This window comes from Chryseobacterium camelliae (assembly GCF_002770595.1).
Lineage (GTDB): Bacteria > Bacteroidota > Bacteroidia > Flavobacteriales > Weeksellaceae > Chryseobacterium > Chryseobacterium camelliae.
On record NZ_CP022986.1, the window covers coordinates 1,513,875 to 1,528,572 of the forward strand.

General features: G+C 39.8%; 21 protein-coding genes. 14 read left to right on the top strand and 7 right to left on the bottom strand.

Features of this window, described 5'->3' with window-relative positions:
* Positions 1 to 121 precede the first annotated feature (121 nt).
* The 7 genes from CGB83_RS06940 to CGB83_RS06965 all read right to left on the bottom strand — a co-directional run bounded on the left by CGB83_RS06940 (position 122) and on the right by CGB83_RS06965 (position 6,484).
* Positions 122 to 610, bottom strand: a complete 489-nt coding sequence (locus tag CGB83_RS06940) for a hypothetical protein (protein WP_157761360.1) — start codon at positions 608 to 610, stop codon at positions 122 to 124.
* Positions 611 to 678: 68 nt separating this feature from the next.
* The gene (locus tag CGB83_RS06945; protein ID WP_100075155.1) at positions 679 to 3,330 is read right to left on the bottom strand and encodes a carboxypeptidase-like regulatory domain-containing protein; all 2,652 of its coding nucleotides are present in this window, start codon (positions 3,328 to 3,330) and stop codon (positions 679 to 681) included.
* Positions 3,330 to 4,112, bottom strand: coding sequence for a GLPGLI family protein (locus tag CGB83_RS06950; RefSeq protein ID WP_100075156.1), 783 nt, complete (start codon positions 4,110 to 4,112; stop codon positions 3,330 to 3,332). The genes CGB83_RS06945 and CGB83_RS06950 overlap by 1 nt, the downstream gene beginning before the upstream one ends.
* Positions 4,103 to 4,366, bottom strand: coding sequence for a hypothetical protein (locus tag CGB83_RS20300; protein WP_172954684.1), 264 nt, complete (start codon positions 4,364 to 4,366; stop codon positions 4,103 to 4,105). Before CGB83_RS20300 ends, CGB83_RS06950 begins: the two co-directional genes overlap by 10 nt.
* A 16-nt stretch (positions 4,367 to 4,382) precedes the next feature.
* Positions 4,383 to 4,688 (bottom strand): hypothetical protein, encoded by a 306-nt coding sequence (locus CGB83_RS06955; protein WP_100075157.1) that lies wholly within the window; start codon positions 4,686 to 4,688, stop codon positions 4,383 to 4,385.
* Positions 4,689 to 4,802: 114 nt separating this feature from the next.
* On the bottom strand, positions 4,803 to 5,081 hold the full coding sequence (locus CGB83_RS06960; protein WP_100075158.1) for a hypothetical protein: 279 nt from the start codon (positions 5,079 to 5,081) through the stop codon (positions 4,803 to 4,805).
* A gap of 509 nt (positions 5,082 to 5,590) precedes the next feature.
* The gene (locus CGB83_RS06965) at positions 5,591 to 6,484 is read right to left on the bottom strand and encodes a hypothetical protein (RefSeq protein WP_157761361.1); all 894 of its coding nucleotides are present in this window, start codon (positions 6,482 to 6,484) and stop codon (positions 5,591 to 5,593) included.
* A 354-nt stretch (positions 6,485 to 6,838) separates the two neighbouring features.
* On the opposite strand from CGB83_RS06965, the gene CGB83_RS20125 reads away from it, so the two are divergent.
* The 14 genes from CGB83_RS20125 to CGB83_RS07035 are packed head-to-tail and all read left to right on the top strand — an operon-like array spanning position 6,839 to position 14,664.
* Positions 6,839 to 7,384 (top strand): hypothetical protein, encoded by a 546-nt coding sequence (locus tag CGB83_RS20125; protein WP_157761362.1) that lies wholly within the window; start codon positions 6,839 to 6,841, stop codon positions 7,382 to 7,384.
* A 20-nt stretch (positions 7,385 to 7,404) separates the two neighbouring features.
* Complete coding sequence (locus tag CGB83_RS06975; RefSeq protein WP_100075161.1) at positions 7,405 to 7,800, top strand: single-stranded DNA-binding protein; 396 nt, start codon at positions 7,405 to 7,407, stop codon at positions 7,798 to 7,800.
* 51 nt (positions 7,801 to 7,851) lie between these two features.
* The gene (locus tag CGB83_RS06980) at positions 7,852 to 8,925 is read left to right on the top strand and encodes a DUF932 domain-containing protein (protein ID WP_100075162.1); all 1,074 of its coding nucleotides are present in this window, start codon (positions 7,852 to 7,854) and stop codon (positions 8,923 to 8,925) included.
* Positions 8,926 to 8,984: 59 nt separating this feature from the next.
* Positions 8,985 to 9,398, top strand: coding sequence for a hypothetical protein (locus CGB83_RS06985; RefSeq protein WP_100075163.1), 414 nt, complete (start codon positions 8,985 to 8,987; stop codon positions 9,396 to 9,398).
* Positions 9,399 to 9,408: 10 nt separating this feature from the next.
* Positions 9,409 to 9,819, top strand: coding sequence for a hypothetical protein (locus tag CGB83_RS06990; protein ID WP_100075164.1), 411 nt, complete (start codon positions 9,409 to 9,411; stop codon positions 9,817 to 9,819).
* Positions 9,816 to 10,262 (top strand): hypothetical protein, encoded by a 447-nt coding sequence (locus tag CGB83_RS06995; RefSeq protein WP_100075165.1) that lies wholly within the window; start codon positions 9,816 to 9,818, stop codon positions 10,260 to 10,262. Before CGB83_RS06990 ends, CGB83_RS06995 begins: the two co-directional genes overlap by 4 nt.
* Before the next feature lie 5 nt (positions 10,263 to 10,267).
* Positions 10,268 to 10,615: a penicillin-binding protein gene (locus CGB83_RS07000; protein ID WP_100075166.1), complete on the top strand. Its 348-nt coding sequence runs from the start codon at positions 10,268 to 10,270 to the stop codon at positions 10,613 to 10,615.
* The gene (locus CGB83_RS07005; protein WP_100075167.1) at positions 10,608 to 10,841 is read left to right on the top strand and encodes a hypothetical protein; all 234 of its coding nucleotides are present in this window, start codon (positions 10,608 to 10,610) and stop codon (positions 10,839 to 10,841) included. The genes CGB83_RS07000 and CGB83_RS07005 overlap by 8 nt, the downstream gene beginning before the upstream one ends.
* Entirely contained in the window at positions 10,819 to 11,187 is a 369-nt protein-coding gene (locus tag CGB83_RS07010) for a hypothetical protein (RefSeq protein WP_100075168.1), read from the top strand. Before CGB83_RS07005 ends, CGB83_RS07010 begins: the two co-directional genes overlap by 23 nt.
* A complete protein-coding gene (locus tag CGB83_RS07015; protein ID WP_100075169.1) occupies positions 11,174 to 11,728 on the top strand; it encodes a PRTRC system protein E in 555 nt (184 codons plus the stop codon). Before CGB83_RS07010 ends, CGB83_RS07015 begins: the two co-directional genes overlap by 14 nt.
* An 11-nt stretch (positions 11,729 to 11,739) precedes the next feature.
* Positions 11,740 to 11,958 carry a PRTRC system protein C gene (locus CGB83_RS07020; protein ID WP_027374866.1) on the top strand — a complete coding sequence of 73 codons (219 nt, stop codon included), beginning with the start codon at positions 11,740 to 11,742 and terminating at the stop codon, positions 11,956 to 11,958.
* 17 nt (positions 11,959 to 11,975) lie between these two features.
* A complete protein-coding gene (locus tag CGB83_RS07025) occupies positions 11,976 to 13,136 on the top strand; it encodes a hypothetical protein (RefSeq protein WP_157761364.1) in 1,161 nt (386 codons plus the stop codon).
* An 11-nt stretch (positions 13,137 to 13,147) separates the two neighbouring features.
* Positions 13,148 to 13,855: a PRTRC system protein B gene (locus CGB83_RS07030; protein ID WP_100075171.1), complete on the top strand. Its 708-nt coding sequence runs from the start codon at positions 13,148 to 13,150 to the stop codon at positions 13,853 to 13,855.
* Positions 13,852 to 14,664: a PRTRC system ThiF family protein gene (locus CGB83_RS07035; protein ID WP_100075172.1), complete on the top strand. Its 813-nt coding sequence runs from the start codon at positions 13,852 to 13,854 to the stop codon at positions 14,662 to 14,664. The genes CGB83_RS07030 and CGB83_RS07035 overlap by 4 nt, the downstream gene beginning before the upstream one ends.
* Positions 14,665 to 14,698 lie beyond the last annotated feature (34 nt).

A 14,698-nucleotide genomic window follows, 5' to 3' on the forward strand; every position in this document is an offset into this window, starting at 1 on the left:
TTGCCGATTACAATGCACCAAAAACCAATCCCGTCGTTCCACCAAAAAAGCCCGTGAAAATATTTGCAGTATATTCTGCGGTTAGAGATTCATTGATGAACCTTAGCGCAATATCTATATATTAAGAAAATGCCTGATACTGTTGATAATGGACCGTGCTGGTTTTTTTTTTTAAATCTACAATTCGATGTGATTCAGTGATATTACGGAGCTTTATATAATTTTCAAAACTAAAGTAGGTATTTTCATTGCCGTATTTTTCAAGACAAATCACATAATAATTGGTCTGAAAATCTTCGATTGCGTATTCCTCCTTATTGATAATATCTGCCCATTGATAAATTTTTTCAAGCAGGTCTCGTTTGAGCAGGTTTTCCAGCGGATCATTCAGATCCTGATCCTCCAATACCCTCAAACAGCAATCAATTGTTTCTAAATTCAGCATTAAATCGAATTCTCTTTTTTGCGGGAAATCTTTAAAAGAATAACCAAAATAACCCTCCGTAATGCAGCGTCTTTCGACCGGGTGCATTTTCAAATACTTGTATAACAATCCAGCCTCAATATCATTGATGCTAACTCTTATGCGAATATCATATAGAACTTCCATTACAAATATTTATACAAAAAACTTTCTTGCGATCGGTACGTCAGATAGTGGGCGTTTGACCGGCGGCGTTAAAAATTCTTATTGATACCCAAGACGATATGGAAAGGTATCAGCTTCTGCGTGTACAGGCTCTCACTGATATTATCGATAGAATACTTAGTTATGCTATTGGAATTCAGCAAATTATTCCCCTGCAGATAAATATCGCTATTGTATTTTTTCCACGTGTAGTTAAGCTTGATATCCCAAAAATGAGTTGGATCCTGACCGGTATTCCCAAATTTATAATATTCCATCGACGACTCGATCCTGAACATTGGACTTACCCTAAAATATACATTCGCGAAGGCTTTTTGATCCTGATAATTGTTTGAGTTTACATCCGAGACAATCTTATTGAAGGCGATCTCATAACCGAGTTCATAATTGAAAAATCCCATAAAACCTGATTTCATCTCGAAACCTGTTTTGAGGTTAGAAAACCGTGATTTGATCAGAGGCCCGCTATTGATGCTGTTTTCATATTCCGAATCCGAATAAGAACCTAAAAGACTTATTCTGGTCTTGATAAAATTCAGGTATTTGCGAAGTTCCAGGTTAGCGGAAAACGTGCTGTTATCTTTTACCAGGATCGCCTGACTGAACGTAAAAGTTGGATTCACGATCATATTATTTGAAAGGTAGCTGTCATTTTTTGAAAAATTTGCGTTAAAGGACAGATATTGCGAGCTGATCTGCCCAACGTTATAGCTCAAGTTAAAACTGTAGCTTGGTAGCATTGAAAACCCTACCTCACTCTTGTTAAAATTTCTGTTTCCCTGATAAATGTATCCAGTATAGACATCGTTGATGCCTACTGTTGAAAATTTTCTGGATGCGCTTAAACTAATATTTCCGGTCCTGCTGTTTTCATACCCAATATTGACGGTCGGAAACAGATGAAATCCTGCTGTATTCTCGTCTCTGAGATCGGAGTAAATAAACTGACCCAGCATCGTCAAGCCATAACGCCATTTTTTGCTTTTCCGCAGGTATTTTCCCTGGGCAAACAGGTTATTCTGTTCAAGCGACACATCATTGCTAAAACCCCGGTCATCGTAATTAACCTTATTGTTGTCCGTATCAAAAAGTGAAAGATCTGAAGATAACCGGTTCCTCCGGTATTCATTACCGGCCTGAATCTCAACCGATTCCTTTTCCGAATATTTTTTAAGATAGGAAACTTTAACTCCACCAAAATTCATTTTTGAGCTAATGGTCTGCCGGGATTTTCTGACGTCCGGATTACCAGTGACTTTTTGGAATACATCATTATCATCAGTAAAATCATAAGGCCTATCCTGAAAAATATATCTTGCAACAGCAACTACAGCCTTGGAAGAGTCAATTTTCTTGGTATAGACGAATTTATTCTCAGTAGACAACAACCTGTTGGTTCCTATCTGTTTATTCAGCTGTTCATTGAAGACAAAAATATTATCGTTGTTTTCTTTCATGGATGATGTTTTACTGTAAAACTGAAAATTCGAATTATTCCTGAATTCCTTTGAAATTTCCAGTTTTCCGACCAGATTCGTGTTGTTCTGTTTCCAGGTCTTATCCTCCACGTTTGCGAAATTTTGTCCCGCATAGTTGAACCGGTAAAAACTGGAGATGTAATTTCTATTCTCGATGTCGTTGAATACAGTGATGAATTTAATTTTCCAGTCATTCTTGAAGTTGTAGATATAATTCAGTGAACCCAGCTTATCATTGTTGAAATTGGTACGCTTATCCTGAAAGATGCTGTTTTTTTGATGAAGATTCACAACCGACAGTATACCCACGTTCGTCCCCACATTCTCAACCTCATTCTCCGAAGCCGGATCTATCAGGTATTCAACGCCTTTCATTTCGTTCAGTCCAAGATTGTTCGCATTAAGAAGAAAATAGACCTTTCGTCTCTTGTTGAAATTCATCACGTTGACCTTCCCCTGTCTCATGTCCTCTTTGTAGCTTGTCGAAGCAAGCAGTAAATTCCCGAACCATTTTCCCTTCGCATCTTCTTTTAGTGTAAGATTAAGGGCGATACGGTTTGTATTTTCGATGTTCTTTAGCAGTTTATTCTTGGAGTAGTTCTCCAGCACCTGAACTTTTTCAAGGGGTTTGGAAGGCATATTCTGTGTAAGGGTCTGATAACCTTTTTCAAAGAGGTCATCATTTTCTATCATGACCCGCTCTACCTCCCTGTTCCTGAATTTTATTTTTCCGTCACTTTCAACCGTGATGCCGGGAAGTTTTTTTAGCAGTTCTTCCACATTGCGTTCTGTTCCACTGGAGAAACTCTGCACATTATATTCTGTCGTATCTTTTTTTTGCCTGATCGGTGTGTTTCTGGTAATGACAACTTCTTTGATTTCCTTGATTTTATCCCTGCTAAGTTCGATAGCGTTAAGATCAATAACCGAATTCTTTTTGATGAACGAGATAGGAATATTTTTCTTTTCATGCCCCGCCGCGGTAACCTGCACGTTAAAGCTGCCATACTGATCCGTATTTAACGAAAAGCTTCCGTCCTTATTGCTAAAGACGAAAGCTATGATATTATCATGTGTATCCGTAAGAATGATACTGGCTCTAAGGAGCGGCTGCTTACTATCTGAAAGTACAGTTCCTGCAATCTTCGTTTGCGCGGAGATCTTAAGAATTAGTATAAAGAATAATAAACATAAATATTTCATTAAGGCTTCTTGGTGTCAGGTTCCCATTCAAAGTGGGTTTCCATTGACATCTCTCTGATGTTGGGCACTTCGTACTCGGTTCCTGCTGGCAATGCAGCGATAGATTTATTCATATCGTCCCGCAAGATAACATTTTCCAATTCTATCATTTTTTTGAACGGCATGACGGGGTCAGTCGTTTTTTTCTCAAAAATTGCTAGAATTTTAGGTGGAAACTTATCCTGCGAATTTAATGAAATTGTTTTTGCAGTACCTCTTATAAAACCATCTTTATCCTGAAATTCCAGAATAACACCAGGTAGTCCCTTAAGTTTCCAAGGAAACACTTCGACATTTAGATCCTTGGTGAACCATACCGTATATTCTCTTCCCCTAAAATTGGCGGTGGCCAAAAAGGCTTTGTAACCGAGAATATCCTTTGATTCCTTCGAGATCTTCCAGTCAAGGTTCTTCAGCTTTTCGGAAGCTAATCTCGGGAGCGGCTGCTTTTCATTTTTCGGAACCATGTACACCCGCTGGTAGAGATTTTCACTGGAAAGATCATAGTCATAGACATGATACGGATTAATTGATGTAAAGTCAGTTTCTATTAATTTTTTATAACTAACAGACGGATCACTGGCAAAGAAAAAATAGGAGTTTTTTTGATCACTTATGACAAATGATTTTAAATTACTCATATGGGCAAAAGTATAATCGTACTCCACGATAATCTTATCCTGAGCGTCAGCATATCCAAAAATGGTCAGCAATAAAAAAATTAATACGTTTTTTAAGGCCATAGATCAATATAAGGATGTAATTGATGAACATAGGTCGTTGTGGTAGAACCCTCAAGTTGTCCAGATGCGCACGGAGCCGAGACTCTCGGTCCCACAGAAGCACTGATGTAGTTCCCCTGATGGTCTTCATATTGTGTAACTGTCTGCGTGAAACAGCCAGCAAGCTTCTTTACGTTAACTTTTTTCACTCCTGGAGCGGCATATGTTAAGCCACTTAAACCCAGAACAGTCGCTGTTAAAATGATTCTTTTCATATTTTTTTATTTTATTCTATGGACATGATGTCGCTTGGTTAGGATCTGAGCCTGGGTTCCATCCACCCTCTGTTCTGACTTCGTAATAAGTGGAGGTTGAGCCTTCCGCCTGTCCCTGTCTGCAATTGACAGTATATTTTGGACTAGCCGAAGAATATAGATACTGTCCGCACGTATTTTCAACGTTTACAATAACTTGCGCGTAGCAGTTTCCTTTGAAACACTGATCCTGATCAAGATCCTTTTCGATCTCAATGGTGTTAGCAAGAGCAAACGATGATGATCCTGCAATTAGAAATAAACCTAAAATGAGTTTTTTCATAAGATAAGATTTTTGTTGTTTATTGGTAATTACACATATTCCTTACTCAATGAGTAATGGTTTTTATTTTTTAATCTGCTTTTCTTACAGATCAATAACTGATCTATATGGCTGTTAAGGAAAACCTAGCCAATACACAGCAAGCGGAGAGATCTGATGGACATAAGTTGTCTGGGTTGAGCCTTCAAGCTGTCCCTGCGCGCACTCAACTGACACTCTCGGCCCAACAGAAGAACTTACGTAGTTGCCCTGAAGATCTTCATATTGGGTTACTGTCTGCGTAAAGCATCCGGCAAGCCTCTTTTCAGCGGCCACTTTTTTTACAATAGGTGAAGAAGCATAAGATAAACCAGCAAACCCTAAAACGGTCACTGTCAAAATGAATTTTTTCATAGATTTTAATTTAATTATGGTTGGATTAGTTACAGCTTGATGGTGTTTGCAAGCACGTTAGAAATCGTGCATGACAGTGGGGATAATCCCAGGAAGAGTTTTTTCATAAGTTTTTAGTTATTTATTGGTGGTCAAATATATAAATTTTTATCACACAAAAATGATATTTTTAACTTATATTTAATATTTTATGTAATATTTTCCCCTAAAGACCGCCAATACGGCATTTTATAAAATACTTACTTCACCAGTCTTAGATAAAATACAAGCTATTATTGCTTCCAATAAAACAATTTTCAATAAAACATTGCCTTCTGAAATAGAGGGTCTCCACTCTTAGCGCTTACAATTAAAAAAGTGAATAATTTTATTAAATGGGCTTACGAATTAGGGCTGATTCTGCGAGTAAGGACAGTGCTGCAATTTCAAAAGAAAAGGCAGGAAAATCGACATTGCAGTAGATACAGACAGCTAAGAAATAGACATCGAATAGTCGGTAGCTAAAAATTTTAGGGGTATTTTATTGAGATGCATTGGCCATCACGATACGTTTTTATTATTTGAACAGGGCCATTTTCTGAATAATTCCATTCCCCGTTTCTCGTGCCGTTGATATAGTACCCGTCCTCCATCATGTTTCTGTTGAGGGTAATATCATAACGTTTTTCAATCCAATAGCCATTTTTTAAGTGATTTTTGCATAAGCCCTTTAGCTGGTAATCGCCCCATTTTTTATCAACTGACGGTGTGCTCAGGTAATCAAGGTACAGACCGTCTTTAACCTCATACTTTAAAATTCTATTAGCTGCAGGTGTCTTAAAATGGGTAGTGATTAGGCTTTGTTTGATCTCACTGTATCGTTGATATGTTTCTTCCGAATGTAATGCTTCATAAAGTAACAAACTACTATATTCTGCAGTCGACAAGTCATTAATGAGCAGAACAGCCTGATAATCTCCATCCTCGTAATTAACTTTTATATAAAAGCCCTTAAAATATGTTTCTCCAATAACCAGATCTTTATATTTATAAAATTGAAGTAAGGTATCATTAGATGAAACAAACAGATCCCACATAAAAGGTCTTTCTACATCTCTTTCCAGAGCGTGCCTCAATCTCTTTCGCAACTCAATGATACTATCCTGTGCCGTTATTATTTTTTGAATGGCATCTTTATCAATACCTCTCACTAAAGTTGAATCCGGCGCAGAAATTTTATTAGTATTGTTCCCTTTGTTTGTGAGAAAAAGGGAAAAAAATATGCCAGTAATAATAAAACGTAACATAAATTCCTCTTTACTATATCTATAAATACGTATCACGATAAATTGGCCGTCCCATGTCCCTGCATTCCTTTGCATAGCATGAATTCCACCTGATAATCTCCGCACTTTCTCTTCCAATAATTTCTTAAGACGGTGCTTGGAGTAATGAACACTTTGCTAAAATCGAGCTATCGTTCACACTATTCTGTTGCTTCTAACTTTGCACCAGTTAGCTTATAATGCAAGATAACAATTTAATATTTCAAAATCTGTACTTCCCAAATTTTTAAAACATGAAAGAACATAAGGGTTTCCATTCACTAGTCGGAGACAGATCCACATAACTTTACCAGTGCTATCCCAACGAATTTCTAAATGGCCCTCGCACTAGAAAATTATACTGAGTATATCAAATAGCTATTATATCATCTGAAGAATAGGGGTAGCTGCTTTATCTGTTTTGCTGGCGTGTGTCTCAAAGCAACGGTCTTTGTGCTACAAATCATCATACATGAGGCCTTTCCACGTCAATCCCTCACGCGAAGTCATATTCTTTTTAATCACTGTTTTCAGATAAACTCTAAGTTTCTTGCCATTCACGGAAAAGCACATTTCCTCCAGCGCAAAGCCCTTAGCAAAAAAGAGCTTTTTATGCCGCCCATCATAGCAAATCGAAAGCTATCCAGATCCTGTCCCATCGGCCAAAACCTTTCAATTACCTATGAAATAAAACTGCCTTTAAAACGCCTGAGAATCTATTGGTTGGATAAAAATTTGGAAATCACTTTTTATCAAAAGAACAGTCGAAAAAGACATTCAAAGGTACATCGTGCAGCCAACCCGCATCCCGCAAAAGACTACGGCATAAACACGTGCCGCCCCCCTTTCCCATCCTTTATTCCGTTTCCTTTTGCCTTACAGCAATTGCCCGATTTACTGATTGACTTTCTTTTTTTTCCTGTTTTTTCTTTTGAAAAAAATGATTCGGGGCCGAGGCTCAGCAGGACAGGAAGAATGAAAAACTTAACAGGATTGTAGAACAACTAAAACAAAAAGTTATGAACATTTCAGGAAGACTGACACAAGATGCAACGGTCAGTAAAACAACAACAGGTAAGGAAGTGGTAAACTTCAGTGTAGCGGTAAATGATGGCTACAAAAACAGACAAGGGGAATGGGTGGACAATACCGCATTTATTGAATGTGCCTACTGGCGAAGCGCAAAGCCTGCTTCTTGGCTCAAACAGGGGCTATATGTCGAACTAACGGGGCAGATCAGTGCAAGGGCGTGGACTGGAAAGGACGGCAACCTAAAAGCAGGGCTGAACTTCACAACCTCCAATATAAAACCCGCATGGGGTACAGCATCGGAAAAAGATTCCGTACACGCTAGTATAAAACAGGAACCTGTTAACACTGCCAAAGAGGACGAAAAAGACGACCTCCCATTCTAAGCAGGACAGCGCAAAATCAAATCATTTTTAACCCTTTAATAAATAGAAATCATGGGACATAATTTAAATTTCAACAATAGAACAGGCAGATATTCATTTTTCAGTGTTAAGGAAAAGGCTTGGCACGGCTTGGGGCAGATCGTGCAGGACTACCCGACCAGTGCCGAAGCAATTAGACACGCAGGACTGGACTACGAGGTGCAAAAAAGCCCTCTTTATACCAAAGGTTCGGGCATAGTGGAAATTTCTGACGGCATCGTTATACAGGACACTGAAATTGAGGTGCCTAACTATTTTGCCAATATCCGCACGGATAACAATACCGTACTCGGTGTAGTGGGTAGAGACTACCACATCGTTCAGAATAAAGATGCCTTTTCATTTTTTGATTCTATCGTAGGCGGTGGCAGTGGAATACTGTACGAAACCGCAGGGGCACTCGGACAGGGCGAACGCATATTCATTACCGCAAAACTTCCTAACTATATCCGCATTGGAAATTCAGACGATGTCATTGAAAAATACATCTTCCTGACCACAAGCCATGACGGAAGCGGAAGCATAACGGCAGCCTTCACCCCCATCCGCATCGTCTGTCAGAACACGCTGAACGCATCACTCCGAAATATGAGCAACGTTGTACGCATCAAACATACCGCAGGGGCTAAACAACGGCTCAATGATGCACATAAAGTCATGGGACTGGCGAATAATATGACCACGCAGATGGACGGAATTTTTAACCACTGGGCAACAATAAAAATCAAGGACAGCGAGGTCAGAAAATTAATACAGCTTGCCTTATGCCCGAACAAGGAATCATATAACCTGCTCAAAAAAGGTGCGGAGGACGAACTCTCAACAATGTTTAAAAATACCGTGGATGATGCATTCGCCTATGCCATGATGAACGACACACAGCAACTGGAAACGACCAAAGGAACCCTGTTCGGAGCATACAATGCCGTCACTGGCTATTTTCAGAATGTCCGCAATTACAAGGATGGAGAAGCGAAGTTACAGAGCATTGTACTTGGTGGTACTGCACAACTTAAATCACAAAAGGCGTTTGACCTCTGCACTTCATTTGAAAAGATAGGAACGGACATATTTCAGTTGAATTAAGCAAATCTTAACAGGTGGCAGGATTGTAAAAAACTGCCACCTACTTAAAACACACGATCATGAAAGCATTAACAGAAATGAACAAGACGGAAAGGGCGTTTGCGGTGGCAAGGCTTTTCCCCGATCACCTTGGAACGTTGACCGACTTTATAAAAACTGAAATCGCCCACTTACGGGAAAAAGAGCAGGATATCAGAAAAGCGTGGCCACCCAATTGCGTTGCAAGTGCTGATTATTGGTACAGGCTTGTTGAAAATGCCGAGCAGACAATCGAAAAATTCGGTGTTCTACTTTACAGAAACCCGAGGATTTTTGCAGACCAATTTTTCTATCAGGACAACAGCGTTTTTGGTATCCACTGCCTGATCAGACTGGCAGGTTCGCAGGACTTACCACCCATGCTGAGACTGGCAATAGAACTCTATTTCGGGGACGACAAGGTGGTCACCATCGACTTTAAAAAGAAACCTTAAAATTAAAAAAATGAAAAACTTACAGAAAATGAACAATTTGGATAGGGCGTATTTACTCGCAAATCTATTTCCCGATGAACTGAAAGCGCTGACCGAGTTCATGAAAAAGGAAGCCGACCTATTCACGGAAAATCGGGAGCAGGTCTATGCGCAGTGGACAGAAAAAAATATAGATGCTGACCTCTGGTTTAGGTTTATAGCAAATTTTCAGAACAGCTACAAAAGGAGCGCTACAAGACTGTACAGAAATAAAAAAACGTTTAGGGATCAATTATTTGACGGCTACGATTCCCTGTTTACTTTACACGCTATCCTGCATTATACCGAGAAGAAAGAATGCAGCACTGAATTGAAGTATGCCATATACATGCTGTTTGGAACAAGGAAACTCATTGAAATCAACTTCAATACTTCGCCATGAAAAAATCAGCTAAAATGACGGATGTCATGCTTTTAAAAGCATTCAGCGAGAAAGGGCGGAATAATCACGAGGTAGCCATTATCCCCCTTTGGGGGGACTGGCTACAAAAGTCAGTGGAGACAACAGACCTGCTCGAACTGCTGAACGTGGAATCCTTTTCGGGCTACATCGCCCGAAAAGATCACGGCATTTCTTTCCTGCTGTGCAGGACAGCTAAAATACCATTCTACGAGCAGTGGCTCGATGGAAATGAAATTGCTTTCTTGGAAGCTCAGGCAAGCGAAATAGAACAGCTATGCAGGCATTTTGACTGCATCAAAAGTGACAGCCTTCGGGTGCATCCGAGCGGGATGGCAAATTATGAAGCATTTGAGGACATGAAATTCAGAACGGTTGATTTCGACCTCAGACTGATACAGGAAATACTAACCTCAAAAAATTAAACATCATGACACGATCAAACTTACATATCACCTTATCAAACGGAAAGCAGGTTATCTGTGTTGCCGATAGTTCGAGCGCACCCGAACAGGGCTACATCGTAGAGCAATTACTCATCCCCCTACTCAGCTTAAACAACAGTCATAGCGAAATTGAACTGCTTAAAAAACACTGTACAATGGACGAGAGGCGAGCCAATGCAGATTACCGCTATTATATCAATTTGGTAGATAAAGAGGTAACCATGTTCGAGGAACATTTTAATTACACTACGGAGAAGTTCAGAAAAGGGAAAGAGATAACGCAACGCTATACAAGCTACGTAGAAAATCTAAATACCAAAGATCATGAATAGTCAAACTGATACTGAACCGCAAGCATTACACACAGTTGCTGAAATGCTGATGCAATTCGGACTTCTTCACGTTCTGAACATTCGCCAAGAAGACCGGAAACAACTTCAAATGGTTAGGGAATGCCTTGAAAAAATAATCCATGACAACGGCTTCCGCATGAACTACGACAGGAATATAAAAAACAATCTCATAAAAATTAAAAATGGAAACACTGGCAAAATATAAGTTCGCAGACTGGCTCTATAACAGGTTTGTGGAAAATTACAAAAATCAGAACATTGCCGAAGCATTTACCTTCTTGGATATTCTTTCACGGTATCAGATGTTCGCAATGGAAGTGCGTAAACTTTCCGATCAGCGCAGGCATATCAAAGAACTATATCGGGATATTCAAAAGGCACTAAAAAATGGAACGGCACATAAACTATTTCTCACAGGCGAGGAAGGAGCAGCACAATTTAAAAGGGAAATGAAAGCCTATGAAAATTACCTGCGGGAACAAGGCTTTTCAGAATCCTATATCACAGAATGCGTAAGCGATAAAGCAATGAACTATTATGGAAACAGCTAATTTTTTCAGACAGATTGCGAAAATGGACATTAACAGCAAATTGACGCTATCCATTACAAAGGCAACAGAAAGCACGATACTCGTATCTATCTTGATTGAAAACGACAGTTGCGGGGACAAAGCGAAGAATATCATTCCCCCTTTTAACCTGAAAGGAAGCCCCGAAGAACTGGACAGCGGATTCTTTGAACACATCAAAAAGCCAGTTCAGATGGCAGACGGACTGATTTCAAATATGCAGAACTTTCTTAAAGGTCTGGAGACGGCTCAGGCGAGTTCCGCAATGGAAAAACAGAAATCAGACAAAGAAAAGGCTAAGGGCAAAAAATACGGCGAAGCAGTCCAAAAAGCCGATGCCCTCGCTAATGCAGGTAAATACAAGGAAGCTTGGTCTGCTCTGCCAAAAGTCGCGGAATATCCTGAGCATAAAGAAGAAATCAGAAAAAAACAGGACAGCTACGAAAAACAGTTTGTCCCCGATCTCTGGTCAGCTTCGGAGCCAAAAGCAGAACAGCCCGAACAACAGGAGTTTAACCCTTAAAATACAATATTATGTTAGTAGCAACAACACTTCAGCGGGTATTTATCCTCAAAGAAAAAGAACAGGAGATCAGGCTTGATGATCCTGAACCGAAATGGAATCTACAGGCGGTACTCAATTTTTATTCGAGCAACTACCCTGCCCTGACCACAGCGAAAATTTCACGTCCGACAATCGTTGACGATATCGTAGAATATCGCTTCGAGACGGTAATCGGAACAAAAGGTTAATCCAAAATTCAAAACCCATGAACCATGCAACAAAAATATCCGCAGACGGTAAAACTTCCTACTCTCGAAAGCCAGTCACAACTGCACCGCCAGTTGGGCGAGTTCACGAAATGGATGAAACGTCCAAAAGATGCAGGCGAACTCCGCAGGGACAGACGGCAGTCCGTACCACCTGCGATGTTACCAATGCCTTTTTGAAAGTGCAATTCTATTCTAGGTTGCAGGAGCCTGAAATTGGAGAAAAACACCACAGTACCAAATTGGAGAGGGAATTTTATCAGTCCCTCTCCATGATCTCCAAAAAACTGAATATTTCGGTACAGGATTGTAAAAGCCTTCCGTTTCCGTACAACGTTTCTGAATCGCTCAAACATTTTAAAGAGCAACTTAAAATCCATACCAAGGACTGGAAAGAAATTAGGTTGGTCAACGATGGAACAAGTACATTTTTTGCTCGGGAAGACAGGTATAATACAGGCTCAACATTATACTATATCCCTGTAATTCCGTTATATACGATCTTAAATAAAAGAAAGACAGCAAAATCCAGTAAATTGTTGATTTCGGTTTATGCATACATCTATCAGGTACTTGCTATACCCTATTATAAAAATGAAGACAGCTATCTGCACTCCATGTATGACATGCTTGAAAACTCCTATGCCGAAGAGGAAAAGGACGACAATTTTAACGATGAAAGTTCATTGGAGTTCAGTGATGCCGAGCTGATCGGTGACTATATCAAAGAAATAATTGCTGATAAAAAGCATCTGCTGTCCTTTCAGAAACTCCTTTCCACCTTTGAACCAAAAAATAATTTTGAAAGTGATGTCCATCGGATTGCCAGTTCATTCTACGAACTTTATCAGACCTATCCAAATGTGCGTATAGACCGCAAATACTTCCCATTGCGATACAGGGAAATAACCGATGAATATGACCGTCCTGTCACATTGGACAACTATGTTTCATTCTGCGCATCTATAACAGGAAATCTATTTGAAACACTCTGCGACTTCGTAAACAATGACTTGCAGGAATGTTCCGAAGTAGATGAACCAACACGTTTTTTACCCATTGACAACAGAAAAATTGAAAACAACAATTTCGATTTTGAAACCAAGGTTTTTGATTCCATCGACAACCTTATCAGACTTTGGCAGGAACATAATTTTTAACACTTGAAATCATGGAAGATATTACAAACAGTTTTGGAACCTATTTTGACCCGATATGCGCACTGGTAATTTATCAGGGTAATAGCGGATATAATGAATCCTATGTCGAATACTTTGATATGGAAAATGGCGTGCCTGTCAATCCGCATCCCCTTTCAGTCATGGAAGGTCAAAGGCTATCCACGGCATTGCAGGTCAATGAGGAAAATCTGAACCTCCTTAAATCGGACGGAATCCTGCAAAGCAACCTGCTTTCCTTTGATGCAAAATTATCGACAATAGTCTGGTTTACAAAAGCAGGATTTCGGGAACTTTTCTTTGATAAGAATCTCGGCATAAAGTCAGGTAAAGCGCATATTCCACCCTTGGTATGGATTGCAGACCGACAGACACTACATCTGTATGCCCTTTCAACAAACAGAAAACCCACGCTCAACACCCCCCTCTATTATGCCCCATTTTTTAATGTCTATGAAAATGGATCGGTTTGCATGGGTACGGTAGATATTGCCACTACTGAAACAGGATCAGTCAATGAGCTGATGACATTGTGGGAGAATTACTTTTTCAACAGCTACTTTTCCCATCTGATGGCTGACCATAATCCTGTTATCGGGAACTGCGTGATACTATGGGAAAATCTTGTAGGTACTGGAAAAACTTTTCCGAATGACAAGCTCGTAAAAACAGCTAAAAAACTTAAAAACATTCTGTTATGAGAACAGCCAAAACAAATATCCATTTTTTGGACAACTATCTTTTAAGCCCCACAAATCCGATTCGTGTACATGTAATCGGTGCGGGCGGTACAGGCTCCAAGTTTATGACAGCGCTGATGGAAATCAATCACAGCCTGTTGGAACTTGAACACCCAGGACTGGACGTGCATCTTTGGGATGATGATATTATTACTGCTTCCAATATAGGAAGACAGCGTTTTGCAGAATCTGAAAAAGACCTTTATAAATCTCAGGCGATCATCAACCGTCTCAACCGATGGGCAGGTACAAACTGGAAAGCAGAAACAAGAAAATTCCAGCGTGAAGATAATGGCAATCTGCCAATGGGCGCAGGGGCATCGATTTACATATCCTGTACAGATACCGTTACTTCACGGATCGAAATTGCTGAAATACTTAACAGTCTCGGTAAAGAATATGGTTTTCACAGGGACAAAGGACGTTATTGGTTAGACATGGGCAATACCAGATTTTCAGGACAGGGATTATTGTCCACTATCGGAAAGATAGAACAACCGACCTCAAAAAAATTTAAGACTTTTGAAAAACTGCCGTCAATCATTGAGGAGTATGGCGAAGTTATGCAAAACTCCGAGCAAAATGATGATACGCCAAGCTGTTCACTTGCTGAATCACTAGCCAGACAGGATCTTTTCATTAACAGTACCATTGCACAATTGGGGGCCTCCCTTCTGTGGAACCTGCTGAAAAATGGAATGACAGAAAATCGGGGCTTTTTTCTGAATCTCCAAAATTTTAAATCTCAACCTATCGCAGTCGGCAGTTGAAAAAACTGCCGGCGGCCAAAAGCCGTTGGCTTTT

What these genes read in the sequence shown, in the direction of transcription:
- CGB83_RS06940 (WP_157761360.1), bottom strand. Translation starts at nt 610, where the DNA reads ATGGAAGTTCTATATGATATTCGCATAAGAGTTAGCATCAATGATATT.
- CGB83_RS06945 (WP_100075155.1), bottom strand. Translation starts at nt 3,330, where the DNA reads ATGAAATATTTATGTTTATTATTCTTTATACTAATTCTTAAGATCTCC.
- CGB83_RS06950 (WP_100075156.1), bottom strand. Translation starts at nt 4,112, where the DNA reads ATGGCCTTAAAAAACGTATTAATTTTTTTATTGCTGACCATTTTTGGA.
- CGB83_RS20300 (WP_172954684.1), bottom strand. Translation starts at nt 4,366, where the DNA reads ATGAAAAGAATCATTTTAACAGCGACTGTTCTGGGTTTAAGTGGCTTA.
- CGB83_RS06955 (WP_100075157.1), bottom strand. Translation starts at nt 4,688, where the DNA reads ATGAAAAAACTCATTTTAGGTTTATTTCTAATTGCAGGATCATCATCG.
- CGB83_RS06960 (WP_100075158.1), bottom strand. Translation starts at nt 5,081, where the DNA reads ATGAAAAAATTCATTTTGACAGTGACCGTTTTAGGGTTTGCTGGTTTA.
- CGB83_RS06975 (WP_100075161.1), top strand. Translation starts at nt 7,405, where the DNA reads ATGAACATTTCAGGAAGACTGACACAAGATGCAACGGTCAGTAAAACA.
- CGB83_RS06980 (WP_100075162.1), top strand. Translation starts at nt 7,852, where the DNA reads ATGGGACATAATTTAAATTTCAACAATAGAACAGGCAGATATTCATTT.
- CGB83_RS06985 (WP_100075163.1), top strand. Translation starts at nt 8,985, where the DNA reads ATGAAAGCATTAACAGAAATGAACAAGACGGAAAGGGCGTTTGCGGTG.
- CGB83_RS06990 (WP_100075164.1), top strand. Translation starts at nt 9,409, where the DNA reads ATGAAAAACTTACAGAAAATGAACAATTTGGATAGGGCGTATTTACTC.
- CGB83_RS06995 (WP_100075165.1), top strand. Translation starts at nt 9,816, where the DNA reads ATGAAAAAATCAGCTAAAATGACGGATGTCATGCTTTTAAAAGCATTC.
- CGB83_RS07000 (WP_100075166.1), top strand. Translation starts at nt 10,268, where the DNA reads ATGACACGATCAAACTTACATATCACCTTATCAAACGGAAAGCAGGTT.
- CGB83_RS07005 (WP_100075167.1), top strand. Translation starts at nt 10,608, where the DNA reads ATGAATAGTCAAACTGATACTGAACCGCAAGCATTACACACAGTTGCT.
- CGB83_RS07010 (WP_100075168.1), top strand. Translation starts at nt 10,819, where the DNA reads ATGGAAACACTGGCAAAATATAAGTTCGCAGACTGGCTCTATAACAGG.
- CGB83_RS07015 (WP_100075169.1), top strand. Translation starts at nt 11,174, where the DNA reads ATGGAAACAGCTAATTTTTTCAGACAGATTGCGAAAATGGACATTAAC.
- CGB83_RS07020 (WP_027374866.1), top strand. Translation starts at nt 11,740, where the DNA reads ATGTTAGTAGCAACAACACTTCAGCGGGTATTTATCCTCAAAGAAAAA.
- CGB83_RS07025 (WP_157761364.1), top strand. Translation starts at nt 11,976, where the DNA reads ATGAACCATGCAACAAAAATATCCGCAGACGGTAAAACTTCCTACTCT.
- CGB83_RS07030 (WP_100075171.1), top strand. Translation starts at nt 13,148, where the DNA reads ATGGAAGATATTACAAACAGTTTTGGAACCTATTTTGACCCGATATGC.
- CGB83_RS07035 (WP_100075172.1), top strand. Translation starts at nt 13,852, where the DNA reads ATGAGAACAGCCAAAACAAATATCCATTTTTTGGACAACTATCTTTTA.